The organism is Hoeflea ulvae (assembly GCF_026619435.1).
GTDB classification, from domain to species: domain Bacteria; phylum Pseudomonadota; class Alphaproteobacteria; order Rhizobiales; family Rhizobiaceae; genus Hoeflea; species Hoeflea ulvae.
In genome coordinates this window covers 975,448-1,000,921 of the sequence record NZ_JAOVZQ010000001.1, presented here as the reverse complement: position 1 = coordinate 1,000,921, position 25,474 = coordinate 975,448, and the positions used below count along the sequence as shown (strand labels likewise).

At 62.0% G+C, this 25,474-nt stretch carries 24 protein-coding genes and 1 pseudogene; 13 read left to right on the top strand and 12 right to left on the bottom strand.

The window, feature by feature from the left end:
• Window positions 1–60: 60 nt before the first annotated feature.
• Complete coding sequence (locus OEG82_RS04755; protein ID WP_267611304.1) at window positions 61–408, bottom strand: hypothetical protein; 348 nt, start codon at window positions 406–408, stop codon at window positions 61–63.
• Between the two features lie 431 nt (window positions 409–839).
• On the opposite strand from OEG82_RS04755, the gene denD reads away from it, so the two are divergent.
• Window positions 840–1,823 (top strand): D-erythronate dehydrogenase, encoded by a 984-nt coding sequence (denD, locus tag OEG82_RS04750; protein ID WP_267611303.1) that lies wholly within the window; start codon window positions 840–842, stop codon window positions 1,821–1,823.
• Between the two features lie 16 nt (window positions 1,824–1,839).
• Here the strand turns inward: denD and OEG82_RS04745 are convergent, their stop codons facing one another.
• Together OEG82_RS04745 and OEG82_RS04740 are read right to left on the bottom strand one after the other, a co-directional pair.
• Window positions 1,840–2,223 (bottom strand): RidA family protein, encoded by a 384-nt coding sequence (locus OEG82_RS04745; RefSeq protein WP_267611302.1) that lies wholly within the window; start codon window positions 2,221–2,223, stop codon window positions 1,840–1,842.
• Between the two features lie 17 nt (window positions 2,224–2,240).
• A complete protein-coding gene (locus tag OEG82_RS04740) occupies window positions 2,241–3,107 on the bottom strand; it encodes a branched-chain amino acid aminotransferase (protein ID WP_267611301.1) in 867 nt (288 codons plus the stop codon).
• 279 nt (window positions 3,108–3,386) lie between these two features.
• On the opposite strand from OEG82_RS04740, the gene OEG82_RS04735 reads away from it, so the two are divergent.
• From OEG82_RS04735 to OEG82_RS04715, 5 genes are all read left to right on the top strand, one after another.
• The gene (locus OEG82_RS04735; RefSeq protein WP_267611300.1) at window positions 3,387–4,040 is read left to right on the top strand and encodes a haloacid dehalogenase type II; all 654 of its coding nucleotides are present in this window, start codon (window positions 3,387–3,389) and stop codon (window positions 4,038–4,040) included.
• Between the two features lie 124 nt (window positions 4,041–4,164).
• Window positions 4,165–4,968 carry a trehalose-phosphatase gene (gene otsB / locus OEG82_RS04730; protein ID WP_267611299.1) on the top strand — a complete coding sequence of 268 codons (804 nt, stop codon included), beginning with the start codon at window positions 4,165–4,167 and terminating at the stop codon, window positions 4,966–4,968.
• Window positions 4,969–4,970: 2 nt separating this feature from the next.
• On the top strand, window positions 4,971–6,380 hold the full coding sequence (locus OEG82_RS04725; RefSeq protein WP_267611298.1) for an alpha,alpha-trehalose-phosphate synthase (UDP-forming): 1,410 nt from the start codon (window positions 4,971–4,973) through the stop codon (window positions 6,378–6,380).
• Between the two features lie 195 nt (window positions 6,381–6,575).
• Entirely contained in the window at window positions 6,576–7,343 is a 768-nt protein-coding gene (locus tag OEG82_RS04720) for a L,D-transpeptidase (RefSeq protein ID WP_425497543.1), read from the top strand.
• A 137-nt stretch (window positions 7,344–7,480) separates the two neighbouring features.
• Complete coding sequence (locus OEG82_RS04715) at window positions 7,481–8,185, top strand: M23 family metallopeptidase (protein ID WP_267611297.1); 705 nt, start codon at window positions 7,481–7,483, stop codon at window positions 8,183–8,185.
• An 86-nt stretch (window positions 8,186–8,271) separates the two neighbouring features.
• Here the strand turns inward: OEG82_RS04715 and OEG82_RS04710 are convergent, their stop codons facing one another.
• The 9 genes and pseudogenes from OEG82_RS04710 to OEG82_RS04670 all read right to left on the bottom strand — a co-directional run bounded on the left by OEG82_RS04710 (window position 8,272) and on the right by OEG82_RS04670 (window position 17,092).
• Window positions 8,272–8,901, bottom strand: coding sequence for a peroxiredoxin (locus tag OEG82_RS04710; RefSeq protein WP_267611296.1), 630 nt, complete (start codon window positions 8,899–8,901; stop codon window positions 8,272–8,274).
• Entirely contained in the window at window positions 8,898–10,643 is a 1,746-nt protein-coding gene (locus OEG82_RS04705; RefSeq protein ID WP_267614866.1) for a SulP family inorganic anion transporter, read from the bottom strand. Before OEG82_RS04705 ends, OEG82_RS04710 begins: the two co-directional genes overlap by 4 nt.
• Window positions 10,644–10,789: 146 nt before the next feature.
• A complete protein-coding gene (locus OEG82_RS04700; RefSeq protein ID WP_267611295.1) occupies window positions 10,790–11,674 on the bottom strand; it encodes an MBL fold metallo-hydrolase in 885 nt (294 codons plus the stop codon).
• A 69-nt stretch (window positions 11,675–11,743) separates the two neighbouring features.
• Window positions 11,744–12,184 (bottom strand): DUF6691 family protein, encoded by a 441-nt coding sequence (locus OEG82_RS04695; RefSeq protein WP_267611294.1) that lies wholly within the window; start codon window positions 12,182–12,184, stop codon window positions 11,744–11,746.
• Between the two features lie 3 nt (window positions 12,185–12,187).
• Window positions 12,188–12,616, bottom strand: coding sequence for a YeeE/YedE family protein (locus OEG82_RS04690; RefSeq protein ID WP_267611293.1), 429 nt, complete (start codon window positions 12,614–12,616; stop codon window positions 12,188–12,190).
• A gap of 140 nt (window positions 12,617–12,756) precedes the next feature.
• Window positions 12,757–13,728: a polyphosphate kinase 2 gene (gene ppk2, locus OEG82_RS04685; protein WP_425497629.1), complete on the bottom strand. Its 972-nt coding sequence runs from the start codon at window positions 13,726–13,728 to the stop codon at window positions 12,757–12,759.
• A 162-nt stretch (window positions 13,729–13,890) separates the two neighbouring features.
• Window positions 13,891–15,036 (bottom strand): benzoate/H(+) symporter BenE family transporter, encoded by a 1,146-nt coding sequence (locus tag OEG82_RS04680; protein ID WP_267611291.1) that lies wholly within the window; start codon window positions 15,034–15,036, stop codon window positions 13,891–13,893.
• A 62-nt stretch (window positions 15,037–15,098) separates the two neighbouring features.
• Complete coding sequence (gene aroQ / locus OEG82_RS04675) at window positions 15,099–15,545, bottom strand: type II 3-dehydroquinate dehydratase (RefSeq protein ID WP_267611290.1); 447 nt, start codon at window positions 15,543–15,545, stop codon at window positions 15,099–15,101.
• Window positions 15,546–15,650: 105 nt separating this feature from the next.
• A pseudogene (locus OEG82_RS04670) lies at window positions 15,651–17,092 on the bottom strand (helix-turn-helix domain-containing protein).
• A gap of 216 nt (window positions 17,093–17,308) precedes the next feature.
• Between OEG82_RS04670 and OEG82_RS04665 the strand changes: the two are divergent.
• From OEG82_RS04665 to scpA, 7 genes are all read left to right on the top strand, one after another.
• Window positions 17,309–18,841, top strand: a complete 1,533-nt coding sequence (locus OEG82_RS04665) for an acyl-CoA carboxylase subunit beta (protein WP_267611289.1) — start codon at window positions 17,309–17,311, stop codon at window positions 18,839–18,841.
• A 12-nt stretch (window positions 18,842–18,853) separates the two neighbouring features.
• Window positions 18,854–19,090, top strand: a complete 237-nt coding sequence (locus tag OEG82_RS04660) for a DUF4160 domain-containing protein (protein ID WP_267611288.1) — start codon at window positions 18,854–18,856, stop codon at window positions 19,088–19,090.
• Window positions 19,071–19,349 (top strand): DUF2442 domain-containing protein, encoded by a 279-nt coding sequence (locus OEG82_RS04655; protein ID WP_267611287.1) that lies wholly within the window; start codon window positions 19,071–19,073, stop codon window positions 19,347–19,349. Before OEG82_RS04660 ends, OEG82_RS04655 begins: the two co-directional genes overlap by 20 nt.
• A gap of 294 nt (window positions 19,350–19,643) precedes the next feature.
• Window positions 19,644–20,561 carry a glutathione-dependent disulfide-bond oxidoreductase gene (gene yghU, locus OEG82_RS04650; RefSeq protein ID WP_267611286.1) on the top strand — a complete coding sequence of 306 codons (918 nt, stop codon included), beginning with the start codon at window positions 19,644–19,646 and terminating at the stop codon, window positions 20,559–20,561.
• Window positions 20,561–20,938 carry a hypothetical protein gene (locus OEG82_RS04645; RefSeq protein ID WP_267611285.1) on the top strand — a complete coding sequence of 126 codons (378 nt, stop codon included), beginning with the start codon at window positions 20,561–20,563 and terminating at the stop codon, window positions 20,936–20,938. Before yghU ends, OEG82_RS04645 begins: the two co-directional genes overlap by 1 nt.
• A gap of 171 nt (window positions 20,939–21,109) precedes the next feature.
• On the top strand, window positions 21,110–23,119 hold the full coding sequence (locus tag OEG82_RS04640) for an acetyl-CoA carboxylase biotin carboxylase subunit (protein WP_267611284.1): 2,010 nt from the start codon (window positions 21,110–21,112) through the stop codon (window positions 23,117–23,119).
• Window positions 23,120–23,310: 191 nt separating this feature from the next.
• Window positions 23,311–25,449, top strand: coding sequence for a methylmalonyl-CoA mutase (scpA, locus tag OEG82_RS04635; RefSeq protein ID WP_267611283.1), 2,139 nt, complete (start codon window positions 23,311–23,313; stop codon window positions 25,447–25,449).
• Window positions 25,450–25,474: the final 25 nt, after the last annotated feature.

Here is a 25,474-nt window from a genome sequence, read left to right as displayed (position 1 = left end):
CACCCCGACCGGGCTGCAACAGGTTGCATGCCACTTGCATCCGGTCGGGGTGTGAGGTGTTTAGGCGTCGTCCAGTGCGATCTGACACGCCTCGGCAAGGTCACGATCCGGCTTGTCGGCACCCAGCGGAGTCGCCCAGCCGGCTTTTTCGACAATGCCGCGCCGCTTGTAGCCGTTGGCATCCTTGAGTTCCGCCAGCACGCCGGCCGCGAGCGGGTCGTTTTCAGATTTCTGTACGCAATAGGGTGTCAGGACCATGGCGACGGCAGCCTTGGATTCATCGTTCGACATGTCTGCAGCAGAGGTACTGGTCATCCAGCCGCCCCAGTTGAATCCTACGATAGCCAGTGCAACAGCGCCTGCGCATGCGCCCAACAAGGCCGGCTGTGTCCATTTCGGAATCTGCATATTTGTGTCCAATCAAAGTTGTGTCACCGCATGCAGAACCGCATGCGAGAAAGCATTTGTAACACGCACTGGAAAATAAATCTCACAATTGATGACGTATCATCTTTCATATTTCCCTTGTTTATCAATTCAATACAAACTAAACTCACAGTAATATTGCATTTTTATTTAGATTAGATTTTATATTTCTGTCTCAAATTTTATTTACACTGAACAAGTGTGCGGATAACGGGAATTTTCCTCAAGAGAACACGATAGACATGGCCATAAAACCTGGATCTGACCTTTGCGTCCGTCACCCGAGCATCAGCATTCGAGTGACGCGGGCCCGCTGATGGCATGGATGCCGGATCCGCACTATTCATGCACTGTTTGTTTGCGCGCCACCGGGCATGCATCTAGGATCGCCGCCAACCGGGAGGGAACTTGCAATGCATGTGTTGATTATCGGGGCAGCCGGCATGGTCGGACGCAAATTTGTTGGTGCGATTTCACGTTGCGGCATGCTGGGCACGCAGTCGGTCGAAAAGCTAACCTTGGTCGATGCCGTCGAGCCGCAGGTTCCTGCCGGGTTCGAAGGCGCCGTCACCCGGCTGGCGCTGGACATTTCGGAGCCGAGCACGGCGCCGCAACTGCTCGCTGACCGGCCGGATGTGATCGTGCATCTGGCAGCCATCGTGTCGGGCGAGGCGGAGCAGGATTTCGACAAGGGCTACAGCATCAACCTGGACGGCACCCGCTATCTGTTCGATGCGGTGCGGCAGATCTCCCTTCAGCACGGCTATTGTCCGCGCCTGGTGTTTGCCTCCTCGATCGCGGTCTTCGGCTCCCCGATGCCCGACGAGATCGATGACATTTTCGTCAGGGCGCCGATGACCAGCTACGGCACCCAGAAGGCCATTTGCGAATTGCTGCTGCAGGATTATACCCGCCGCGGCTTTTTCGACGGCATGGCGATCCGGCTGCCGACGATCTGCATCCGTCCCGGCCTGCCCAACAAGGCGGCATCGGGATTTTTCTCCGGCATCCTGCGGGAGCCGCTGGCCGGCAAGGAGGCAATCCTGCCTGTGCCGGACACGGTGAGCCACTGGCATGCCAGCCCGCGCGCCGCGGTCGGGTTTCTGACCCATGCAGCGACCATGGACACCGGCCCGGTCGGGCATCGGCGGGCATTGACCATGCCGGGCATTCTGGCCACCGTCGCCGAGCAGATCGAGGCGCTTCGCCAGATCGCCGGGGACAAGGCCGTGGCGCTGATCCGGCAGGAACCCGATCCGGACATCATCCGCATCGTTTCAAACTGGCCCAGGGGCTTTGCCACAGAGCGCGCACTTGCGCTTGGCTTCAGGGCCGAGAGCTCGTTTGACGAGATCATCCGCATTCACATCGACGACGAGATGGGCGGCAAGCTCTGAGCGAACGCCGCGGTCCCTACCCCACCTGCGCGGTGACCTCGATCTCGATCAGCATTTCCGGGCGGATCAACTGGCAGACGATCATCGTCGCCGCCGGGTCGATGCCGCCCAGATGCTCGGCCAACACCGGCGCGACCGTCTCGAAATATTCCGGCTTTGTGACGTAATATCTCACCCGGACAATGTCGCTCAGGCTGGCATCAAGGGCTGCCAGCGAGGCGGCGATCGTGGTGAAGCAATTGCGCGCCTGGTCGGCAACATGGGTCGGCATTTCCATGGCCGTGTAGTCATAGCCGGTGGTGCCCGACACATGCACGAAAGGCCCCTGGCGCACCGCGCGGGAATAGGCCGCCGCCGTCTCGAACGGCGAGCCGGTGGAATGTTTGCGTCTGTCGTTCATCGTAACAGTCCTGTCGCTCAGCCGTGGGCCCAGTCCATGTAGAGCTGGCGGGCATTGCGGGCGGTTGGCCCGGCCTGCAATTCACGGTCCTCGATACGGATGATCGGCACCACCTTGGAGTGATTGCCGGTCGAAAAAATCTCGTCGGCATCCATGAAATCGGCGACGGAGAGCGATTTCTCAATCACCTCGGTGCCGGATTCGCGCAATAGCCGCATCGTCCGTGAGCGGGTGATGCCGGAGAGGAAGGTGCCGTTGGGCGCCGGCGTGAACACCACGCCGTCCTTGACCATGAAGATGTTGGAGGTCGCGGTTTCGGCGACATTGCCGAGCATGTCGAGCACCAGTGCATTGTCGAAGCCGCGGGACTTGGCTTCCATCACCGCGCGGCCATTGTTGGGATAGAGGCAGCCGGCCTTGGCATTGGTCGGCGCAGTTTCATAGCTCGGGCGGCGGAACGGCGAAACGCTGACGGAAAACCCGGAAGAGGCGATCATCGGGCTTTCAAACAGGCACAGGCAGAACCGGGTCGATTCCGGATCGGCCGGCACCGACATGTAGCCGCCATGCTCGGCCCAGTACATCGGCTTGATATAGACAGCGGTCTTGCCGTCGAATTTCTTCAGCCCCTCCTGCGCCAGCGCCTCGATGGCTGTCGCCTCCATGGTGGCCTGCAGTCCGAGCGCGTTGGCCGAGCGGTTGACCCGCTGGCAATGCAGATCGAGATCCGGCGCCACCCCGTCAAACCAGCGCGCGCCGTCAAACACCGTCGAGCCCAGCCACATGGCGTGGCTGACAGGGCCGATCAGCGGCGGATTGCCTTCGAGCCATTCGCCGTCGACATAGGTCCAGGTCCTGGTGCGGGCTTGTGCATTGACGGCCATGCTGTCCTCCTGCGGATACCGAATTTCACCAACCGACAATCGGACGGCCCCGCCATCGCCGTCAAGCCATGCACCGCCGGTGGCGCCGCAGAATCAGGTCAATCGCATGATCCTTGCGCAATTGCTCCGGTTCAGGACAGATTTTGACGCGGCATCGCGAGACCGGTTTTCCGGCGTGCCGGGCATTTAGGCCGGGATTTCCCCGCCCGTTCCCGCAGCGCAGCTTGACTGTTGCAGTGCAACAGGGGCATCGTCACGCCACAACACGAGGATGGATCGATGGCTTACGCCGCATATGTCTTTGACGCCTATGGAACCCTGTTCGACGTGCACGCGGCGGTTCGCCGCCACGCCGAAGCCATCGGGCCCGACGGGCAATTGCTGTCGGAAATCTGGCGCGCCAAGCAGCTCGAATATTCCTGGACGCGCGCGCTGATGGGCGAATGGCGTGACTTCTGGACGCTCACCGGCGAAGCGCTCGACCACGCCTTCGAACGAGTTCCCAGTGCCGACAAGGGCCTGCGCGGGGAATTGATGGACGCCTATTTCAAGCTCGACTGCTATCCGGAAGTCCCGGCCGTCCTCAAGGCACTGAAAGCTACCGGCGCGCGAGTGGCGATCCTGTCCAACGGCTCGGTGCCGATGCTTGAATCAGCCGTCAGCAACGCAGCCCTCGACACCGTCATCGACGATGTCTTCTCGGTCGATCCGCTTCAGACCTTCAAGACCGCTCCGGCGGTCTATGACATGGTCACCACCGCCTACCGGCTTTACCCCGACGCGGTGTCGTTCCAGTCATCCAACCGGTGGGACGTGGCCGGGGCCACGAAGTTCGGATTTCGCACTGTCTGGATCAACCGCGCCAGGATGCCCGATGAGTATCGCGACCTATCGCCATCGCTGATCCTGCCCGATCTCAACGGCGTCGCCTGACGGCTCAAGGCTACCGGCCGGCGGTCCAGTTCCGGCTGCAGCCCGGGCTACAAAAAATTGCCATATTTCGGAACATTTTCATCCCTAAAAAGTTGAAAGGCACGTCAACGCGAGCTTTTCGATCATGGAACAACGATTGGATTATTATTGTCTTGTCGGGTTTGCACCCGAGACCACATCGCCGGAAGATCTGGGGCTGCTTGCGATCCCGGCAGATGACACCGCACTCTTCCTGGATTTTGACGGAACCCTTGTCGATATCGCCCCTACCCCGGACTCGATTCGGGTCGGCTCCCCCGAAAAATCTCTGCTTGATGAATTGCATCGGCGTCACAATGGCGCTGTGGCAATCGTTTCAGGACGCAATCTCATTGATCTCGACCAGTATCTGGGAGGTTTTTGCGGCACCATCTCCGGTGGTCACGGCGCTGAAATGCGCCACGCCTCACAGCTTCTCTCCGGCGTGAGCTGTGATCTGGCACGGCTCGAGCACATCAAGAACGCAGTGATGGAATTTGCCATCATCGATCCCCGGGTGCTCGCCGAGGACAAGAGATACGGGATCGTGCTGCATTACCGCCAGCACCCCGAGCTCGAATGCAAGGTGCGCGACTTTCTCAAGAGCCTGATCGATGGCGACGAGGAATTCGAGCTCCAGTCGGCCAAGATGGCAATCGAGGTCAAGCCGAAAGGCATCTCCAAGGCCGGAGCGATCGAACGCATCATGCAGTTCGAGGAGTTCGACGGACGCGACATCCTGTTTGCAGGCGATGACGCCACCGATGAGAGCGCATTTTCCTGGGTCAACGAGCAGGGCGGGATTTCCATCAAGATCGGCGAAGGCCCCACCCGCGCGCAGTACCGAACCCAGAGCCCGGACAGCTTCAAGAGCTGGCTGAAGGCACAGTCCGGCACGGCCAGGAGCTGACGGTGGGGCGGCTGGTCATCATATCTAACCGGGCACCTTCGGTGGACGGGTCAGGAGACTCGGGCGGGCTGGTGGTGGCGCTCAAGGACGCGCTGGCCAAGGACGGCGGGCTCTGGATCGGCGGTGCACCCAAGCAGACCGACGCCCCTTCACCGTCGCTGATCTTTCACCACCGTCAGGACTTCGACATCGGCCTGTTCGAACTGGAGCCCAAGCTCTATCGCGATTACTATCTCGGTTACTCCAATTCCGTGCTGTGGCCGGCACTGCATGGACGGGTCGATCTCATCGACGTTCAGCCCTGCTATGCCGCCGCCTATCGCGAGGTTGCCGGGCGGCTGGCCCGGCTGATCGCGGAGACCGTGCGCGACGACGATCTGATCTGGGTGCACGACTACCAGCTGATCCCGCTGGCGCATGAACTCAAGGCGCTCGGCGTCAAGAGCCGGATCGGCTTCTTCCTGCATATCCCGCTTCCCGACCTGCAGACCTTCAAGGCCATTCCCGACTGGCGCGACCTGGCCCGATGGCTGGCCGATTACGATCTGATCGGGTTTCAGACCCGGCGTGATCTCGGCCACATGATCAACATCTTCCGGCACACGCTGCGGGGTGAACTGCGCAGCAATGGCAATATGGGGATTGCCGGGCGCGAGGTGGCGCTGGGCTGTTTCCCGATCTCGATCAATGTGGACGGGTTCCGGCGCCTGGCGGCAGAAGGCGCGGTCAACACGCCGGCGCCGTCCCTGCCGAGGCTGATCGGCGTTGACCGGCTGGACTATTCCAAGGGCCTGCCGCAGCGGCTTGTCGGCTATCAGAAATTCCTCGAATCCCATGCCGCGTTTCACGGCAAGGTGTCGCTGTTGCAGATCGCGCCGCCGACGCGGGACGATGTCGATGCCTACAAGGCGATCCGGACCGAACTGGAGCATCTTGCCGGCCATATCAACGGACGCTTCGGCACGGTCGACTGGACGCCGGTGCAATATATCCACCGGGCCCTGCCGCGCGACGAGCTGGCGGTGCTGTTCCGCCTGTCCCGGGTCGGCCTGGTCACACCGTTGTTTGACGGCATGAACCTTGTCGCCAAGGAATATGTCGCCGCCCAGGATGCCGCCGATCCCGGGGTGCTGGTGCTGTCTCAATTTGCAGGTGCCGCAGAGGAAATGCCCGAGGCGCTGATCGTCAATCCGCACGACCCGCAGGACATCGCTCAGGCAATCAGCACGGCTCTAGAAATGCCGCTGGGCGAACGCATCGAACGTCATGACGCGCTCTACAGTCACCTGCAGGATCATGACGTCGATCACTGGTGCGCCGCCTTCCTGAAGCGGCTGGTTTCCGTCGAGCGTCTCGATGTGGATGGCGTGGCGCGTTTTCCGGGGCTGGAACCGTGGGCACAGGTCGGTTGATCCCCAATCGGCGGGGCGCCATCACGGGATTGTCAGTCCAACATAGCGCGCTGTGGCAAGTTCGCCACAAGCCTGGCGTTGGATGGTCACAATTGGAACTCAAATGTGTTCGAGCGCGTTAAGATGGCTGAGGCTTGCCTCCTGCCGGATTTTGATGACCAACCCATACTCTGACACCGAAGGACTATCCGCGACATGACCGGACCGAACACCAAAGATGCGACGATGCCCGACGGCAGCGGAACGCAGGTCATCCTCCGTGCCACCTCGCGCCGCGGATTTCTCGGACTGGGCCTGGGCGCAACCGCAGCACTTGCCGGCTGCACCGGGACCACGACCACGCGATTCAACGAAGAGACAAGGCCGAGATTCCGGTCGACGGGCGCGCCGCAGTCGGGGCTGACCGGAAGGTCGAGCTATTACGACACCATGTACGGCCCCAAGCTGGACGAACCGTTCCCGCTGCCTGCCATCCCCTATCAGGAAATCGACCCGACATTTCTGCGCCAGGAAGTTGCCGATCCGACCGGCGAGCGGCCGGGAACCCTGGTTGTCGATACCGCCGACCGGTTCCTCTATCTGGTTCGTGAAAACGGCCGGGCCATGCGCTACGGCGTCGGCATCGGCCGCGACGGGTTTTCCTGGTCGGGTCGCGCGGTTGTGCAATGGAAGCAGAAATGGCCGAAATGGACACCGCCGACCGAGATGATCGCCCGTCAGCCTGAGCTCGAGCGCTATTCCGCCGCCAATGGCGGCATGCCTCCGGGCCTGGACAACCCGCTCGGCGCGCGTGCCCTTTATATTTTCCAGAACGGCGAGGACACATTGTACCGCCTGCACGGCAGCCCCGAATATCTGTCGATCGGCAAGGCCGTGTCATCGGGCTGCGTGCGGCTGCTCAACCAGGATATCTGCGACCTTTACGACCGCGTGCCGACACGCACCCCGATCCTGGTGGTGTAACCGGCGCCGGCAGGATCGGGTCGGACACACAGCTGCAGAACTCGATGCCAACTTGAGACGGTGCCCCGCTTCATGCTACGAGCGAATCGTGGCCGGCGCCTGTATTGCGGCGCCGGTGCAGGGGCACGGGCGCGCGCATGAACCATCCCGAACGCAATCTGGCGTTTTTCGCATTGCTGATCTCAGCTCTGCTGGCCTCGGGCTGCGTGCCGCAGACGCATGGATGGGCCTCAGTCTACAAGCCTTCCCAGCATCCCAAGATCAGGGTCGCGATGCCGGCGGATGCGCCCTCGATCTCGCAGGAATTCCTGTTCACCACCCATGAGGCCAAGCACATCGGCATCGATGTCATCGGCAAGGTCGGGGATCCGGTCATCGCCGTCGCCGGCGGGCTGGTGACGGGCTCCTATTCGGAGCCGATGTATGGCGATCGCGTGGTGATCGATCACGGGCCCGACGCCAATGGCAAACGCGCCATCAGCATTTACAAGCATCTCGACGATCGCCTTGTCTCCGAGGGCACGATTGTGGCGCGCGGTCAGCAGATCGGCACCCTCGGCACCACCGGTCTGCTTGGCGGCGGCATTCCGCATCTGCATTTCGAGCTCTTCCACGGGGCTGCAGGACAGGGCGCGGTCTCGGCCGATCCGCATTTGTTCTGGGCGGACGGCGTCGGCCGGGTGACCTGTTTTGATCCCTCCGGCGTCTATGACTTTGCCGTCTTCAAGATGACCTATCCGGTGCGGTGCCGCGGATACCGCCAATCGCAAGAGCCAGAACCCGCAACCGGCGAGATCGCAACGCAACAGGCCGACGCGGAAATTGCCGCGGTTCAGCTTTGAACGATCGCGGATGAGCCGCCTTCAGGGCGCCCCGACAGCGAAAAGCCGCCCGCAAGGTAGCGGGCGGCTTCTCAAGGTCAGATCCGTCAGTTGACGTCGGTGACGCGCAAATAGGGCCGGATTTCTTCCCAGCCCTGCGGGAAGATGCCCTTGGCATCCTCATTGGAGATCGACGGCGGGATGATCACCTTGCCGCCCGGACGCCAGTCAGCCGGGGTCGCGACCTTCTTGGCATCGGCCAGCTGCAAGGCATCGATGACGCGCAGGATCTCGTCAAAATTCCGACCCACATTCATCGGGTAGGTCAGCGTCAGCCGGACCTTCTTGTCGGGATCAATGATGAACACCGAGCGCACCGCAGCAGTGGTGCTCTCATTGGGATGGATCATGTCATAAAGCTGAGCCACCTTGAGGCCCTTGTCGGCGACGATCGGGAAGGTCAGCGTGGTGTGCTGGGTGTCGTTGACATCCTTGATCCAGGCCATGTGCTCCTCGACGCCGTCGGTCGACAGGCCGATCGGCTTGACGTTGCGGGCGGCAAACTGTTCGGAGAGCTGCGATGTGCGGCCCATCTCGGTGGTGCAGACCGGGGTGAAATCGGCCGGGTGGCTGAAGAAGAATGCCCACGACGAACCGATCCACTCATGGAAATCGATCGGTCCATTGGTTGTGTCGGCTTTGAAATTCGGGGCGGTATCGCCGATGCGTACGCTCATGGGGACGTCCTTTCTTGGGGTTGTGAACTTGAAACTTTCAGCTGTGGATTTTCTCCGTTGAGTTCAACGGCGGCCTGGTGCTGGCTGAGAAAAACCTTGCCGCTGAGATGGCTGAGAAAATCGCCGCGGCGAAGCCTGTCCATTACCGGACCCTTGACCTCGCTGAGGTTGAATGTGACGCCGAGCGCCTTGAGCCGCTCATTGATCGCCTCGAGCGATTCCAGCGCGCTCATGTCGATCTCGTTGACCGCCGGACACATCAAAATCACGTGTCTGAGCTGCGGCCGGGCGGCAACCATGTCGTAGAGGCTGTCCTCAAGATAGCGCGCATTGGCGAAATAGAGGCTCTCGTCGACACGCAGGGTCAGCACCGTTTCGTCGATCTCGACCTTGTGGCGTTTGACGTTGCGGAAATGCTCGGTGCCCGGCACCCGACCGACCACCGCCATGTGCGGGCGGGAGGATTTGTAGAGATGGATCAGGATCGAGATCAGCACACCGGCGGTGACACCGACCTCGACGCCGAAGACCAGCGTCAGCACAATGGTGGTGCTGACGGCGATGAAATCGGCGCGGGAATAGACCCAGGTCTTTTTCAGGATCGAGAAATCCACCAGCGACAGCACCGCGACAATGATGGTGGCAGCAAGAGTGGCCTGGGGCAGATGGTAGATCAACGGCGTCAGCAACATCGCCGCTAGCATCAGGCCGACTGCGGTGTAGGCGCCTGCGGCCGGGGTTTCCGCGCCGGCATCAAAATTGACCACCGAACGGGCAAAACCGCCGGTGACCGGGTAGCCGCCGGTAAAGGCTGCGCCGACATTGGCAGCGCCCAGACCGATCAGCTCCTGGTCGGGCACAATGCGCTGGCGTTTGCGCGCGGCCAGGGTCTGGGCGACCGACACCGATTCAACAAAGCCGATGATCGAGATCAGCACGGCCGAGCCGATCAGCGTGCCCCACAGATCGGGCGAGAAGGACGGCATGGTCAGTGGCGGCAGGCCCTGCGGCACGTCGCCGACAACCCGCACCCCTGCGGTTTCGCTGAGGTTGAAGACCCAGGTGACAAAGATGGTGACGGCCACGGCTGCCACCGGCCCGGCCTTGGCCAAAACGCCGGCCAGTTTCGGCTTCACCCCGGCCGCCAGCAATGCCGGCTTCAGCCCCTTGCGCACCCAGAACAGAAATGCGGTGGCGCTGGCGCCGATGGCGAAGGTGGTCCAGTTGACCTCGCCCAGATGCTCATACAGAGACCGCAGCAGTTCCGGCAGATTTGCGCCACCGGAGGAAATCCCGAGGATGTGGCGCAACTGGCTGGTGGCGATGAGAATGCCCGACGCGGTGATGAAACCGGCAATGACCGGATGCGACAGGAAATTGGCGAGAAAGCCGAGCCGGAAGATGCCGAGCAGGATCAGGAACACGCCGGACAGGAAGGCGAGCGTGACCGCAGCAACAAGCAGTTCAGCCGAACCGGGTTCGGCCAGATTGCCGATTGCCGCCGCCGTCATCAATGACACCACCGCCACCGGCCCGACCGCCAATGCCCGGCTTGTACCGAAGATGGCATAGAGGACGATCGGGGCGATCGAGGCATAGATCCCGGTCTCGGCCGGCAGACCGGCAAGCAGCGCATAGGCCAGCGACTGCGGGATCAGCATTATGGTGACGATCACTGCGGCGACAAGATCGTTGCCCAGCGCATCCCTATTGTAGCTTCGGCCCCAGTCGAAGACCGGCATGAAGCGCGCCAGGCGATCGAATATGACGGTCTTGTCCACGATGAATTTCCTTGCTGGCAGCCAGCGGTCGCGGTTCGAACAGGGACCGCCGCAGGGCGGCCCCGAAACAGAACGGTGTCAGGGTTGCCGGTCTGGACCGGCTTCGCTCAAAGTCCGTTGACAGGCACCTTGAGCATCGCACGCCCGTCCTTGTCGGTCGGGATGTCGCCGGCACGCATATTGACCTGCAGCGACGGGATGATCAGCCTTGGCATCGCCAGTTGCGCATCGCGCTCGGTGCGGAACTTGATGAAATCCTCACGGCTCTTGCCGCCGCCAACATGGATGTTGTGGGCCTTCTCGTCGCCGACCGTGGTTTCCCACTGGATGTCGCGACCATTGGGGCCGTAATCGTGACACATGAACAGGCGCATGTCGTCGGGCAGCGACAATACCTTCTGGATCGAATCATAGAGCACGCCGGCGTCACCGCCGGGGAAATCGGCGCGGGCCGAACCGCCATCGGGCATGAACAGCGTGTCGCCGGTAAACGCTGCATTGCCCGTCACATGCACCATGCAAGCGGGCGTATGGCCCGGCGTGTACATGGCGAATGCCTGCATCGTACCGATCTGGTAGGTGTCGCCATCCTTGAACAGGGCATCGAATTGCGAGCCGTCGCGCTGAAACTCGGTGCCCTCATTGAAGATCTTGCCGAAGGTGTCCTGCACCACCATGATCTTGTCACCGATGCCGATCTTGCCGCCGAGTTGCTGCTGGATATAGGGTGCCGCGGAGAGATGGTCGGCATGGACATGGGTCTCGATGATCCATTCGAGCTTGAGGCCGTTGTCCTTGATGTAATTGATCATCTTGTCGGCATGACCATAGGTGATCCGGCCCGCCGCATAGTCGATGTCCATCACGGAATCGACGACCGCACAGGAGGTCGACGCCGGATCCTTGACCACATAGCTGATGGTGTTGGTGTCGGGGTCGAAAAAGGCTTTCACGTCGGGCGTGACCGTCATGTCCACTGGATAATTCGACATTGCAGCTTCTCCTTGGTTCTTATCGTCCGTCTGTCTTGCCGCGTGACGCGGCGCAATTGCAAGCAGCGTTCAGAACGCCCTGGCGGGTTTGTGGCGCAGCCCGTCCACAGACCGGGCCAGCACGATGCCGATGACCATGGCGCCGGTAAAGGCGATCACGGAGGCTCCGCCAAAGCCGAGCGCCGGGATGGCGCCGCCCGGGCAGAAGCCGGCTATGCCCCAGCCTATTCCGAACAAAGCGGATCCGCCGACCAGCCGCGCATCGATGGTCCTGTTGACCGGAAGATGGAATTCGGCGTCAAACACCGGCGTCTTGCGGGCGCCAAACACCACCAGGTAGCCGATCGCTGTGGTGATCAGCGCGCCACCCATGACAAAGATCAGGCTCGGATCCCAGCTGCCGGCGACATCGAAGAAATTGAGCACCTTGGCCGGATTGGCCATGCCGGAAATGGCGATGCCGAGACCGAAAATGGCACCGGCCAGAGCGGAAAAAATCAGTTTCTGCATTTCTCAGATCTCCACAATGTGGCGAATGACATAGACCGTCACTCCGGTCGCTATCATGAAGGTGATGGTGGCCACGATGGACCGCGGCGACAGCCGTGCCATGCCGCAGACCCCATGGCCCGACGTGCAGCCGGCGCCATAATAGACACCGACGCCGACGATCAGTCCGCCCAGCGCCAGCAGGGGCAGCGACACCGGAACGGCATAATCGATCGCACCGCCGGCGGTCAGAAACAGCACCGGAGCGAGGATCGCGCCGGCCAGAAAGGCAACACGCCATGCCCAATCGGACGAGACCGGCGGAACGATGCCGGAGATGATTCCGGTCATTCCGGCGATACGGCCATTGAATGCCATCAGCAAGACCGCGGAGATGCCGATCAGGATTCCGCCGCCCAGCGACATCCATGGCGTGAATTCTGTCTCCATCATGCGTCCCTCTTGAACAAGCTTTGGCGGGCAGGCTGCGGCGGTGCACCGCGCCTCCCCGTCCTGTTCCCCTCATATATATAAGCGAAGCTCTATATTCAAGAGATTACATGTATTGAATGCGCGTCCGGTCGGATTTCCGCTCATGCCCCCTCCGGCCTGAGCTTGCGGATATCGGGGTGCAGCGCCTTGCCCAGGATATGATCATCGCTGGAAATCACATGGCTGCTGGTGCCGACAATCAGCCGGTCGGGATGATGCACCACCAGATTGTCCTTGTTGGGATAGGGCAGGCTGGAGAGGAAATGGCGCATGCAATTGAGCCGGGCGCGCTTCTTGCAGTCGGATTTGACAATGGTCCAGGGCGCGTCGGCGGTGTCGGTGTAGAAGAACATCGCCTCCTTGGCTTCGGTATATTCATCCCACTTGTCGAGCGAGGCCTTGTCGATCGGCGACAGCTTCCACTGCTTGAGCGGATCTTTTTCGCGCTGGCCGAAGCGGCGTAGCTGCTCGCCTTGCGTGACCGAGAACCAGTATTTGAACAGCAGGATCCCCGACCGGGTCAGCATCCGCTCGATTTCCGGCGCCTCGCGCATGAATTCGAGATATTCGCCCGGGGAACAAAATCCCATCACCCGCTCGACACCGGCCCTGTTGTACCAGGAGCGATCAAACAGCACCATTTCGCCCGATGCCGGCAGATGCTCGACATAGCGCTGGAAATACCATTGCGAGCGCTCGCGATCGGTCGGCTTGGACAGCGCGACCACACGGGCCATGCGCGGGTTGAGATGTTCCATGAAGCGCTTGATGGTGCCGCCCTTGCCAGCCGCATCACGGCCTTCAAACAACACCACCACCTTCTGGCCGGTGTCCTCGATCCAGCGCTGGGCCTTGAGCAGCTCCACCTGCAGCAGCGATTTTTCGTGCTCATAGGCCAGACGGCGCATCCTGGTCTTGTAGGGATACACCCCCTGCTCGAACAATTGCGCGATGGCCGCCTTGTCCTTGCGGATTTCCGCGGCGGTCAGTTTGCGCGGCGTTTCGGGCGCGACCTCGGTCGTAGCCGTGTCCTCAAGACCTGCCTTGTCGGGCATCGGTTCATCGCTTGCCATATCGGTCTTGCCATTGGGCTTTGCAGTCTGTGCAGTGTTGCTTTTGATCATTCTGCTCCCCTTCATTTGAAAGGGCAGAATGCACCCAAACCGGCGCGCTCGCCTTGACTCGTGTCAAACCCCGCAAATTTGGAGTGCATGGCTGGGCGCAAACGGACTTTGTCAGGGACGCTTCAAGTGATCGAGCAAATGCACGGCAAGACCGGCCATCAATCCCCAGAAGGCGGCTCCGATGCCGAAGGCTGCAACGCCCGAAGCGGTGACGGCGAAAGTGGCCGCGGCGGCAAAGCGGGACGCGGGCACATCGAAAGCGGAAACGATGGCGCCGATCAGCGGCGAGATCAGCGCCAGGCCGGCCACCACGGCGATGATGGCGGGCGGCATGGCCAGAATGGCCGGAACAATGACCGGTCCGGAGAGGCCAAGCGCGACCCAGACGGCCGAATAGACCAGCCCGACTTTCCAGCGCTGATTGCGGTCGGGATGGACGTCGTCGCCGATGCAGATGGCTGCGGTGATCGCCGCCATCGAGATGGTGTGAGCGCCAAACAGCGCAAAGAATGCAGACAGGATTCCTGTCACTCCAAGCGCTTCGGTCACCGGCGGCTCGTAGCCATTGGCGCGCAGCACGGCAAAGCCCGGCAGGTTCTGCGATGCCATGGTGACCAGATAGAGCGGCAGGCCGAGACCCAACAGCACGGCGGGATCGAATTCCGGCATGATGAAGCCGAGCAGGGTCCAGCTTGCTGTTTCCAGGGGAAGCACGGCGCCGCCAAGGGTGAAGGCCAGAACAAAACCGACAAGCAGCGCAGCGAGCACCGCCAGCAGCGGATTGAACAGGCGGACCAGCAGGAACACCGCAATCAAGGGGAGCACCAGCAGTGCCTCACTGGCCGCGTGGAGAGCCACCGCCATGGCAAAGGGCAAGAGCACACCCGCCAGCATGCCGGAGGCAACGCCGGTGGGAATGGCGTTGACGGCACGGTTGAGCGGACGGATGGCGGCGGTGAGCGCAATCAGCAAGCCGGCAAACACGAAGGCGCCCACCGCCTGGTGGATATCGACCCCGGTGGATGCGGCAATCAGCGCCGCGCCCGGCGTTGACCAGGCCAGAACGATCGGTACCCTCTTCCAGCTGCTCAGCAGCGCCGAGCCTATGGCCTTGGAAAAGCAGATCGCCGCCACCCAGGAGGCGGTCTGGCCGGCGTCAGCCCCCACGGCGGCAGCCGCGGCAAGCACCAGCGCGATGGTCGAGCCGTATCCGACCAGAGCGGCAACCAGCGCCGCGGAGATCATCGAAATTCGCAAGTGAGTGCTCCAGAAAAAGAGACGAATTCTTACTTCAGGCTCGCGCTGCGGTACCAGTCTGATCAGTCGGCGGCGGCAATCAGTCGGGCGACGCGGTCGATCGCCAGCAGGTAGCCTTGGGTTCCGCAACCGGCGATGACGCCATCGGCGCGCAGCGAGACAAAGGAGTGGTGACGGAATTCCTCGCGCTTGTGCACGTTGGAGATATGCACCTCGATCACCGGGCCGTCGAAGGTGTTGAGCGCATCGAGGATCGCCACCGAGGTATGGGTATAGGCGGCAGGGTTGATGACGATGGCTGCGGCGTTGTCGCGGGCTTCATGGATCCAGTCGATCAGCTGATGCTCGGCATTGGACTGCAGAAAACGGATCGTCAGACCATGGGCTCCGGCCTGGGCTTTGGCTGCGGCTTCGACATCGGCGAGGGTCTCGCTGCCGTAGATTTCCGGCTGGCGCTTGCCCAGGAGATTGAGATTCGGTCCGTTGAGGACATAGATCGTGCCTGTCACCGGGTCTGCCTTTCGATTGACGCCCATTTCGGGTGGTGCAAATTCCTAGCCTGAGACGATGCCTGCGGCAAGTCTTGCCGCATTGCCCTGCCGCAGCGGCGCGGATCACTCCAGACCGTAGGGCACGGTTCTGCGGGTATTGGGATCGACAATCAGCCGGCGCTTGAGCGGCGGCACGGCGCGCTGGTGGCAGTTGCGGCGTTCGCAGATCCGGCAGGAGACGCCAATCGGCTCAAAAGCCTCGGCGCGGCCGACATCGAGATCATCGGCATAGACCAGCTCGCCGGCGTGCGCCACTTCGCAGCCAAGCGCCAGGGCATAGGACTGCACCGGATCGCGCCAGCCGCCCGACGGTTTGGAGACGGCGGTGGCAAGGCAGAGATAGCGCACGCCGTCGGGTGTTTCAGCCAATTGCCTGATGATGCGGTTGGGCGTCTCGAAGGCACTGTGGGCGTTCCACAAGGGACAGGCCGAGCCGAAGCGGGCAAATTGCAGCTTGGTGGCGGAGTGACGCTTGGTGATGTTGCCGGCCTTGTCGACGCGGGCAAAGAAGAACGGCACACCCTTGTGGCCGGGGCGCTGCAGGGTCGAGAGCCGGTGCGCCACCTGCTCGAGGCTGGTCGAGAACCGGTCAGCCAGGAGCACCAGATCATGGCGCAATTCACGCGCGGCGGCGCTGAAGGCGCCATAGGGCAGGAGTGCTGCACCTGCGAAATAATTGGCCAGTCCGATGCGGCAGATACCGGCGGCGTCAGCTGAGCGGAAGCGGGCTTCCTCGATGATCCGGGTCATCGCTGCATCGTGCTCAATCAGCGCAATCTGGCAGGCCACCTGGAAGGCCTGGGTCGAGGCGGGCGTGCGTGGGTTGAGCCAGAGCACGCGGGAGACCGGATCGAAACGGCGCAGGCCGCCGGCGTCGGCGTCCTTCGCCCCTCCCCCGGCTCCCCGCCCGAACCGATCACCACCCGCACCCTATGGCGGCGCTCGATGTGGTCGGCCAGCGCCTTGAGGCTGACGCCGCGGCTCTTGGCCAAATCCCGGCTCAGCGCCTCGCCGGCGAGATCGAGCTCGTGGATGTAGTTGTCGACATAATGAAAGAAATCGCGGACCTCTTCATAGGGCGTGGGGTCGGTGAGCGCGCCGGAGCGTTCCAGCGTCTCGTCGAGCTCGGCCAGCTGATCACCGGAACGGCGCATCGCCTGATGCAGCGAGAGGAAGGCGCGGGCAAAAGACGGAGCGTTCTGGACCACCAGCTTGACGTCGGTGAGCGATGGCTGCGCCCCGCCCGAGACCGGATCGGCAAGTGCTTCGGCGACATCGGCAAGCAGCCGGTCGGTGTCCTGATCCGACAGCGTGGTGATGTCGACCGAGAAGGCTTCGGCAAGCGCCAAGAGCACCGATGCGCTGACATGGCGCTGGTTGTTCTCGATCTGGTTAAGATAGCTGGTCGAGATGCCAAGTTTCTGGGCAAAGCCGGCCTGGGTCAGCCCGTGTTCGCCTCGGATGGCTCGGATCTTTCCGCCTACAAAGAGTTTCCGTGCTCGCATGGGCGTTCGCAACTTTGCAAATATGCAGTTGCAAACATTGCTAGTGCAACATGCTTACCTTTTCAACCCTGTTGCCATCCGGTCTTAAGCGCTATCACCATGCATTCAACGCCCGGGGACCAACAGAGTTCACTGCGTGCGATGTGACCAAAGCAGCATTGGCAGTGGCCGTGTTTCCGGCAACATGGGCAAGTGGTGCGACAAAGGAGGCCTGTGATGCGGGAAATTATCGAAGAGGTCGAACACCGGCGCGAACAGGCCCGGCTTGGCGGCGGCCAGCACCGGATCGATGCGCAGCACGCCAAGGGCAAGCTGACGGCGCGCGAACGGCTCGACGTGCTTCTCGACGAGGGATCGTTCGAAGAATACGACATGTACAAGACCCACCGCTGTACCGATTTCGGCATGGAAGCCCAGGTGTTTCCCGGCGACGGGGTTATCACCGGCTGGGGCACCATCAATGGCCGCCCGGTCTATGTGTTTTCCCAGGATTTCACCGTGTTCGGCGGATCGCTGTCGGAGACGCACGCGGAGAAGATCTGCAAGGTGATGGATCTGGCGGTGCAGAACGGCGCACCGCTGATCGGATTGAATGATTCCGGCGGCGCCCGCATTCAGGAAGGCGTGGCCTCGCTCGGCGGCTATGCCGAAGTGTTCTGGCGCAACGTGCAGGCCTCGGGCGTGATCCCGCAGATCTCGGTGATCATGGGACCCTGCGCGGGCGGCGCTGTCTATTCGCCGGCGATGACCGACTTCATCTTCATGGTGAAAGACACGAGCTACATGTTCGTGACCGGCCCGGACGTGGTGAAAACCGTGACCAACGAGATCGTCACCGCGGAAGAACTCGGTGGAGCCTCGACCCACACCAAGAAATCCTCGGTTGCCGATGGCGCCTACGACAATGATGTCGAAGCGCTGATCGAGATCCGCCGGATGTTTGATTTCCTGCCGCTGTCGAGCCGCGAGACCCCGCCGGTGATCCCGACGGCGGATGCGCCCGACCGGATCGAGAATGCGCTCGATACGCTGATCCCGGACAATCCGAACAAGCCTTACGACATGCGCGAAGTCATTGCACGGGTCGGCGACGAAGGTGACTTCTTCGAAATCCAGGGTAACCACGCCAAGAACATTTTGTGCGGTTTCATCCGTCTCAACGGCTCGACCGTCGGCGTGGTCGCCAACCAGCCGATTGTGCTGGCGGGTTGCCTCGACATCGATTCGTCGAAGAAGGCCGCGCGTTTCGTGCGTTTCTGCGACGCCTTCAACATTCCTATCCTGACGCTGGTCGACGTGCCGGGCTTCTTGCCGGGCGTCAGCCAGGAATATAACGGCATCATCAAGCATGGCGCCAAGCTGCTGTTCGCCTATGCAGAGGCCACCGTGCCGAAGGTGACCGTGATCACCCGCAAGGCCTATGGCGGCGCCTATGACGTGATGGCATCCAAGCACATCCGCGCCGACGTCAATTATGCCTGGCCGACGGCGCAGATCGCGGTGATGGGCGCCAAGGGCGCAACCGAGATCCTCTACCGCTCCGAACTCGGCGACCCCGACAAGATCGCGCGGCGCACGGCGGATTACGAAGACCGCTTCGCCAACCCCTTCGTTGCCGCCCAGCGCGGCTTCATCGACGAGGTGATCATGCCGCATTCGACGCGCCGCCGCGTGGTGCGGGCGTTTGAAATGCTAAAGACCAAGAAGGTGACGCAGCCTTTGCGCAAGCACGACAACATTCCGTTGTGAGGAGCCAAGTCGGTGCCGACCGTGTTCGAGTGGAAAGGCTGGAAATTTCTGTTTTACAGCCTCGATTACGCCGAACCGCCGCATGTGCATGTGCGAAAAGACCGGAAAGAAGCTAAGATATGGCTCAATCGCGTAGAGGTCGCCCGCAACCGTCGCTGCACCGATCAGGAACTGGCGGCCTTGCTGCGGGTGACCGAAGACAACAGGATGGCGTTTCTGGAGAAATGGCATGAACACTTTGGAAATTGATCTGGAGCGGCTGGAGCCGGTGAGCGTGCGGTGTGATGCATCCTATCTGCATGTGACCCTCGGCGACGGCGTCATCATCACAACGCCGCTGTGGTGGTATCCTCGGCTGCTGGCAGCCACACCTGAAGATCTGGCCCAGGTGGAGCTGTCTCCCTTCGGCATCCATTGGCCAACCATCGACGAAGATCTCAGCATCACCGGCCTGATCGAGGGCCGAAAAGCCCCCGGCGCAACTCCGCCCGCGGAAGCCGCAGAGTGACGAATTCGGCCAAACATAAGTGGATTTTGTCCGGCCGTTTCGGCTGCCTGCCCACCTCCCCCTTGAGGGGAGGTCGGAGAAGCAAGGCGGTAGCGAAGCGGACGGCGCAGCTGATCCGGGTGGGGGTCGCGAATGAGGTGGCATCCCAAGGTACCCCCACCCGGCTCTGTCGCGCTTTGCTCGCCAATCGCCGACCTCCCCTCAAGGGGGAGGTGGGCAATCAGCTACTGCAATTTTCCGACTTTGGGACTATATCCCCGGTGAGACAATTCTCGCCAACAAGGATCAGATTTGATGACTGACGAAAACAAGTTCCCGCCCGAAAACAACCTGCCCGCCGGATATCAGCCTGCCCGGGTCTGGGAATGGAAAAAGGGCAATGGTGGACAGTTTGCCAATATCAACCGGCCGATCTCGGGTCCCACCCATGACAAGGAGCTGCAGGTGGGCAAGCATCCGCTGCAGCTCTACTCGCTGGCGACACCGAATGGTGTCAAGGTGACGGTGATGCTTGAGGAGCTGCTCGCTGCCGGACACAAGGGCGCGGAATATGATGCCTGGCTGATCAATATCGGCGAAGGCGACCAGTTCGGCTCCGGCTTTGTCGAGGTCAATCCCAACTCGAAGATCCCGGCGATGGTCGATCATTCGACGCCGGAACCGACGCGCCTGTTCGAAAGCGGCTCGATCCTCTTATATCTCGCCGAAAAATTCGGCGCCTTCCTGCCCAAGGAGCATCATGCCCGCACCGAGGCGCTGAACTGGCTGTTCTGGCAGATGGGATCGGGCCCGTTCCTGGGTGGCGGCTTCGGGCATTTCTATGCCTATGCGCCGATGAAGATCGAATATGCCATCGACCGCTTCGCCATGGAGGTCAAGCGCCAGCTCGACGTGCTCGACAAGCGGCTGGCCGACAATGAATTCATGGCAGGAAGCGAGTATTCGATTGCCGACATGGCGATCTGGCCCTGGTACGGCACGCTGCTGCAGGGCAATGTCTATGGCGATGCCGCAACCTATCTCGAAACCGAGAGCTATACCAATCTGAAGCGCTGGACCGACCAGATTGCCGCCCGTCCCGCGGTCAAGCGCGGCCGCATGGTCAATCGCAGCTTCGGTGATCCGTCGGAGCAATTGCGCGAGCGCCATGACGCCAGCGATTTCGAGCTCAGGACCCAGGACAAGCTCGATGCCCAGGAAGGCAAGAGCTGATGGCAAAACTGCCGGAAATGACAAAACATCGCGGAATCCCGTCCGGCCTGCCCGGCACGGGGTTCCAGTTCACCATCCGCCGCGCCAATCCGCGCGGCGTGACGGCGATCATCAGCCGGCGCCGCATGGCCGACCGGACACCCACGGAAAAGCTGGCCGATACCGCGTTTCTGCACGCGCTGTGGCACAAGTTCGGCGACGAACCGTTCGAGCGCGGCAATCTTGATGCGGGCCGGATCAGCTGGCTGTTCGGACGCGAGATCGTCGCCGCAGAGGACCCGTTCGATGCGCAGTCCTACACGGCGATGCTGCAGATCGACGAGCGCGTCGGACGTGCAAATTACCCGGCCGCCTTCGAAGACGTGCTGGTGGTGTGAGTAAAGCCTCAATCACCTCGTCATCCTCGGGCTTGACCCGAGGATCCAGAGCCGGACGGGGATGCAGGCATTAGGTACCTCTCGGTACCATAACAATGGGTCCTCGGGTCAAGCCCAAGGATGACGACGGTTAGCAATGGGCCGCAGGCCCATCAGCGGGGGTAGAAGTGCATGTTTTCCAAGATCCTGATCGCCAATCGCGGTGAAATTGCCTGCCGGGTGATCAAGTCGGCGCGCGCCATGGGCATTGCGACGGTGGCCGTCTATTCCGACGCCGACCGCGATGCGGTGCATGTGGCGATGGCCGACGAGGCCGTGCACATCGGCCCCCCGCCAGCCAACCAGTCCTATCTGATCCCGAAAAAAATCATTGCAGCCTGCAAACAGACCGGGGCGCAGGCCGTGCATCCGGGCTACGGGTTCTTGTCCGAGCGGGCCTCGTTCTGCGAGGCGCTGGAAGCCGAGGGCATCGCCTTCATCGGCCCGAAGGTCAAGGCCATCGAGGCGATGGGCGACAAGATCACCTCGAAGAAGATTGCCGCCGAAGCCGGCGTGTCGACGGTGCCCGGACATATGGGCCTGATCGACGACGAGGCGCACGCGGCCGAGATCGCCGCCGAAATCGGCTATCCGGTGATGATCAAGGCGTCGGCCGGCGGCGGCGGCAAGGGCATGCGGATTGCCTGGAACGATGCCGAAGCGCGCGAAGGGTTTTCCCGCTCGAAATCCGAAGCGGCGAGCTCGTTTGGCGACGACCGCATCTTCATCGAGAAATTCATCGAGGAACCCCGCCATATCGAGATCCAGCTGATCGGCGACAGCCACGGCAATGTCATCTATCTGGGCGAACGCGAATGCTCGATCCAGCGGCGGAACCAGAAGGTGGTGGAAGAGGCGCCATCGCCTTTCCTCGACGCCGAAACCCGCAAGGCCATGGGCGAACAATCAGTGGCGCTGGCCAAGGCGGTGGATTACCAGTCGGCCGGCACGGTGGAATTCATCGTCGACAAGAACCGGAAATTCTATTTCCTCGAGATGAACACACGGCTGCAGGTCGAGCATCCGGTGACCGAGCTGATCACTGGCGTTGATCTGGTCGAACAGATGATCCGCGTTGCTGCCGGCGAAAAGCTCGCCTTCTCGCAAGCCGATGTGAAGCTCACAGGCTGGGCGGTCGAAAGCCGTCTCTATGCTGAAGACCCCTACCGCAATTTTCTGCCCTCGATCGGCCGGCTGACGCGCTACCGGCCGCCGCAGGAAGGCACCAGCGAGGAAGGCATCACCATCCGCAACGACACCGGTGTCACCGAAGGCTCCGAGATCTCGATGTTCTACGACCCGATGGTGGCCAAGCTCTGCACCCACGCGCCGACGCGGCTCGAGGCGGTGGACGCCATGGCCGACGCGCTGGACCGGTTCGAGGTCGAAGGCATCGGCCACAATCTGCCGTTCCTGTCGGCGCTGATGCAGCACCCGCGCTGGCGCGAGGGCCGGCTGTCGACCGGCTTTATCGCCGAGGAGTATCCCGACGGCTTCGGGCCGGTACCGCCGAATGATGCGACTGTCGAGCGCATCGCCATCGCAGCCCTGCTGCTCAGCCATATTCATGGCGCGCGCAATGCGCAGATTTCCGGCGCGCGTTTCAGCCAGGCGGAAAAGCGGGCGCATGAGGACAAGGTGGTCCGCATCGCCGGCCAGGAGATCACCGGCCATATCGACGACACCGACGATGTCTTCCTGGTGCGCCTGCCCGGCCGCGAGCCGCTGGCGGTGACCACCGACTGGACGCCGGGCGCCAGGCTGGCGATCTTCGAGATCGACGGCGACCGCCACGCGATCAAGGTCGAACCGGCGGACGCCGGATGGCGCTTGCGGCAACTGGGCGTCGATGTCCGGGTGCAGGTGTATTCTCCCCGAGTGGCGGAGCTTGCCCGGTTGATGAAGGAAAAGATCGCGCCCGATACGTCGAGCCTGCTGCTTTGCCCGATGCCCGGCCTGATCGTCTCGATTGCCGTCAATGAAGGCGACGAGGTGCAGGAAGGCCAGACCCTGGCGATTGTCGAGGCGATGAAGATGGAAAATGTGCTCAAGGCCGAGCGCAAGGGCGTGGTCTCGCGCATCCCGGTCAAAGCCGGCGACAGCCTCGCCGTCGACGAGATCATCATGGAGTTTGCCAAGTGACGGCTGCTTGATCTCGAACCTCCCCCTTGAGGGGAGTTCGGAGAGGCAAGCTGGCAGCAAGGCGACAGCGCGGGCGATCCGGGTGGGGGTCGTTCACGGATCAAGATTTCTTCCACCCCCACCCGGCTCTGTCGCGCTGCGCGCACCAGTCGCCGACCTCCCCTCGAGGGGGAGGTGAAAGGATCAGGACAATGACCAAGACCACCCGCGACTGGCTCGATCTCGCCACCGGGGACCTCAAGGGCAAGCCGATCGAGAGCCTCAACACCGAGACGCCGGAAGGCATCACGCTGAAGCCGCTCTACACGGCAGAGGACCTGCCCGAGCACGCGGCGTCCGAGTTGCCGGGCTTCGCTCCGTTCACCCGCGGTGTGCGGGCCACGATGTATACCGGCCAGCCCTGGACGATCCGGCAATATGCGGGTTTCTCGACGGCCGAGGACTCCAACGCGTTTTACCGCAAGAACCTCGCCGCCGGGCAGAAAGGCCTGTCGGTCGCCTTCGATCTCGCCACCCACCGGGGCTATGATTCCGATCATCCGCGGGTCACCGGCGATGTCGGCAAGGCCGGTGTGGCGATCGATTCGGTCGAGGACATGAAGATCCTGTTCGACGGCATACCGCTCGGCGAAATGAGCGTGTCGATGACCATGAATGGCGCCATCATCCCGGTGCTGGCGATGTTCATCGTCGCCGGCGAAGAACAGGGTGTCGAGCGGTCCGCACTCACCGGCACGGTGCAGAACGACATCCTCAAGGAGTTCATGGTCCGCAACACCTATATCTATTCGCCCGAACCCTCGATGCGGATCGTTGCCGACATCATCGAGTTCACCTCGCAGGAAATGCCGAAGTTCAACTCGATCTCGATTTCCGGCTACCACATGCAGGAAGCCGGCGCGACGCTGGCGCAGGAGCTGGCCTATACGCTCGCTGACGGCATGGAATATGTCCGCGCAGCGCAGAGCAAGGGGCTCGATGTCGATGCCTTTGCGGGCAGGTTGTCGTTCTTCTTCTGCATCGGCATGAATGTGTTCATGGAAGCGGCGAAGCTGCGCGCGGCGCGGGCGATGTGGTCGAAAATCATGACCGACTTCGGCGCCAAGTCGGACCGCTCGAAGATGCTGCGCACCCATTGCCAGACATCGGGCGTGTCGCTGACAGAGCAGGATCCCTACAACAATGTGGTCCGCACCGCATTTGAAGCCATGGCCGCGGTACTTGGCGGCACCCAGTCGCTGCACACAAATTCGTTTGATGAGGCAATCGCGTTGCCGACGGAATTCTCGGCCCGCATTGCGCGCAACACCCAGCTCATTCTGGCGCATGAGACCGGTATCACCAATGTCGTCGATCCGCTTGGCGGTTCTTACTACGTTGAAAAACTCACCGCCGATCTGGCCGAAAAGGCCTGGGAGCTGATTGCCGAGGTCGAGGCGCTTGGCGGCATGACCAAGGCGGTGGAACAGGGCCTGCCGAAAATGCGCATCGAGGAAGCCGCAGCCCGGCGGCAGGCGCGGATCGACCGGGGCGAGGACGTCATCGTCGGGGTCAATCGCTTCCGGCTGGCCGACGAGCCGCAGGTGGACATTCTCAATATCGACACCGACAAGGTGCGCGCCGGCCAGGTGGCGCGACTGAACAAGATGCGCGCCAGCCGCGATCCCAAGGCCCACGAAGCCGCCATTGCAGCGCTGGAGCAGGTGGCAAAATCGGGCAAGGGCAATCTGCTGTCTGCCGCCGTCGATGCGGCCCGGGCGCGGGCTTCGCTGGGCGAGATTTCCGACGCGATGGAGCGCGGCTTCGGCGGCCGCCACCATGCGGTGACCAAGGTGATCGGCGGAGTCTACGAGGACGTCTATCACGACGATCCGGAATATCAGGCCATCCGGTCGCGCATTACCGACTACACAACAGACAAGGGCCGGGCACCGCATGTGCTGGTGGCCAAGATGGGACAGGACGGCCACGACCGCGGCGCCAAGGTGATTGCCACGGCATTCGCCGATATGGGCTTCAAGGTCGATCTCACCGACATGTTCGAGACACCGGCGGAAGTCACCGACAAGGCGATTGCGCTCGGCGTCGACGTGGTCGGTGTCTCATCGCTGGCGGCGGGCCACAAATCGCTGGTGCCGGAACTGATCAACCGCCTGAAAGACAAGGACCGCGCCGACATCCAGGTCGTCGTCGGCGGCGTCATCCCGGAACAGGATTACGCGTTTCTGCGCGAAGCCGGCGTGGCCGAGATTTTTGGCCCGGGCTCGAATGTGCTGGATGCAGCGAATGCGGTGCTGGCACGGATTTCGGGCGTGAGACGGAACGTGTGAGCCCCCGCAAGCGCCCCCTCATCCG

Bases quoted from the DNA above. Each gene is read 5' to 3' on its own strand.
- OEG82_RS04755 (WP_267611304.1), bottom strand. From the start codon at position 408: ATGCAGATTCCGAAATGGACACAGCCGGCCTTGTTGGGCGCATGCGCA.
- denD (WP_267611303.1), top strand. From the start codon at position 840: ATGCATGTGTTGATTATCGGGGCAGCCGGCATGGTCGGACGCAAATTT.
- OEG82_RS04745 (WP_267611302.1), bottom strand. From the start codon at position 2,223: ATGAACGACAGACGCAAACATTCCACCGGCTCGCCGTTCGAGACGGCG.
- OEG82_RS04740 (WP_267611301.1), bottom strand. From the start codon at position 3,107: ATGGCCGTCAATGCACAAGCCCGCACCAGGACCTGGACCTATGTCGAC.
- OEG82_RS04735 (WP_267611300.1), top strand. From the start codon at position 3,387: ATGGCTTACGCCGCATATGTCTTTGACGCCTATGGAACCCTGTTCGAC.
- otsB (WP_267611299.1), top strand. From the start codon at position 4,165: ATGGAACAACGATTGGATTATTATTGTCTTGTCGGGTTTGCACCCGAG.
- OEG82_RS04720 (WP_425497543.1), top strand. From the start codon at position 6,576: ATGACCGGACCGAACACCAAAGATGCGACGATGCCCGACGGCAGCGGA.
- OEG82_RS04715 (WP_267611297.1), top strand. From the start codon at position 7,481: ATGAACCATCCCGAACGCAATCTGGCGTTTTTCGCATTGCTGATCTCA.
- OEG82_RS04710 (WP_267611296.1), bottom strand. From the start codon at position 8,901: ATGAGCGTACGCATCGGCGATACCGCCCCGAATTTCAAAGCCGACACA.
- OEG82_RS04705 (WP_267614866.1), bottom strand. From the start codon at position 10,643: ATGCCGGTCTTCGACTGGGGCCGAAGCTACAATAGGGATGCGCTGGGC.
- OEG82_RS04700 (WP_267611295.1), bottom strand. From the start codon at position 11,674: ATGTCGAATTATCCAGTGGACATGACGGTCACGCCCGACGTGAAAGCC.
- OEG82_RS04695 (WP_267611294.1), bottom strand. From the start codon at position 12,184: ATGCAGAAACTGATTTTTTCCGCTCTGGCCGGTGCCATTTTCGGTCTC.
- OEG82_RS04690 (WP_267611293.1), bottom strand. From the start codon at position 12,616: ATGATGGAGACAGAATTCACGCCATGGATGTCGCTGGGCGGCGGAATC.
- ppk2 (WP_425497629.1), bottom strand. From the start codon at position 13,728: ATGGCAAGCGATGAACCGATGCCCGACAAGGCAGGTCTTGAGGACACG.
- OEG82_RS04665 (WP_267611289.1), top strand. From the start codon at position 17,309: ATGCGGGAAATTATCGAAGAGGTCGAACACCGGCGCGAACAGGCCCGG.
- OEG82_RS04655 (WP_267611287.1), top strand. From the start codon at position 19,071: ATGAACACTTTGGAAATTGATCTGGAGCGGCTGGAGCCGGTGAGCGTG.
- yghU (WP_267611286.1), top strand. From the start codon at position 19,644: ATGACTGACGAAAACAAGTTCCCGCCCGAAAACAACCTGCCCGCCGGA.
- OEG82_RS04645 (WP_267611285.1), top strand. From the start codon at position 20,561: ATGGCAAAACTGCCGGAAATGACAAAACATCGCGGAATCCCGTCCGGC.
- OEG82_RS04640 (WP_267611284.1), top strand. From the start codon at position 21,110: ATGTTTTCCAAGATCCTGATCGCCAATCGCGGTGAAATTGCCTGCCGG.
- scpA (WP_267611283.1), top strand. From the start codon at position 23,311: ATGACCAAGACCACCCGCGACTGGCTCGATCTCGCCACCGGGGACCTC.